Source organism: Staphylococcus sp. GDX8P80P, from assembly GCF_017893095.1.
Classification (GTDB): Bacteria; Bacillota; Bacilli; order Staphylococcales; family Staphylococcaceae; genus Staphylococcus; species Staphylococcus borealis.
This window is the reverse complement of sequence record NZ_JAESMI010000147.1, coordinates 1-1,015: the sequence shown is the minus strand read 5'-3', so window position 1 is coordinate 1,015 and position 1,015 is coordinate 1. Positions and strand designations below refer to the sequence as shown.

The window sequence follows — 1,015 nt, the reverse complement described above, 5'->3', positions numbered from 1 at the left end:
TGCGTCACTGTCTGCGTCTGCATCACTATCTGCGTCTGCATCGCTGTCTGCATCTGCGTCACTATCTGCGTCGGCATCACTGTCTGCGTCGGCATCGCTATCTGCGTCGGCATCACTATCTGCATCGGCATCACTATCTGCATCGGCATCGCTATCTGCGTCTGCATCACTGTCTGCATCGGCATCACTATCTGCGTCTGCGTCACTGTCTGCGTCGGCATCGCTATCTGCGTCTGCATCACTGTCTGCGTCTGCATCACTATCTGCGTCTGCATCGCTGTCTGCATCTGCGTCACTATCAATTGGTTCTTCGTCAATGACAACTTCTACTGTGATATGATCTTGTGAACCATCTGGATAAGTTACTGTTACTGGAACATAATATGTGCCAGGATTTTCACCATTTGGTAAACTTTCTGGATCATCCACTGTAACTACTGGCTGTTCTCCTGTCGTTGGATAGTTAGGAACAGTTACCGCTCCAGTTACATCACCCTCAGTTGTTGGTACTCCATATGGCTTACGAACAACATCACTTGTTGGTTCATATTTAGTAGCAGTAGCTGCTGGTTTTTTACCAGTTGTTACAGGTACATCAATATGATCTACTGTGCCATCTGGATATGTCACTGTTACTGGAACATTTACTGTTCCTGGTGTAGTTCCATTTGGTAAATTATCAGGATTATTAACTGTGATTACCGGTTGTTCCCCTGTTGTTGGATAATTAGGAACTGTTACTGAACCAATTACATCATCTGATGTTGTTGGTGTTCCATAATCATGTTTCACTCCAGTTGTTACTGGTTCATAAGTGACATTGTTATTAGCAGGTTTTTCTCCTGTTGTCACAGGTACATCAATATGATCTACACTTCCATCTGGATATGTCACTGTTACTGGGACATTTACTGTTCCTGGTGTAGTTCCATTTGGTAAATTACCTGGGTTATTAACTGTGATTACTGGTTGTTCCTTTTTCTGATGGATAATCTGGAATTGTTACTGCTCCTGT

General features: G+C 43.7%; 1 protein-coding gene. It reads right to left on the bottom strand.

Going from position 1 to position 1,015, the window contains the following annotated elements; genetic code table 11:
- Positions 1-963 (bottom strand): Rib/alpha-like domain-containing protein (locus KA858_RS11530; protein WP_481906476.1); only part of this gene is annotated, 963 nt, incomplete at its 3' end.
- Positions 964-1,015: the final 52 nt, after the last annotated feature.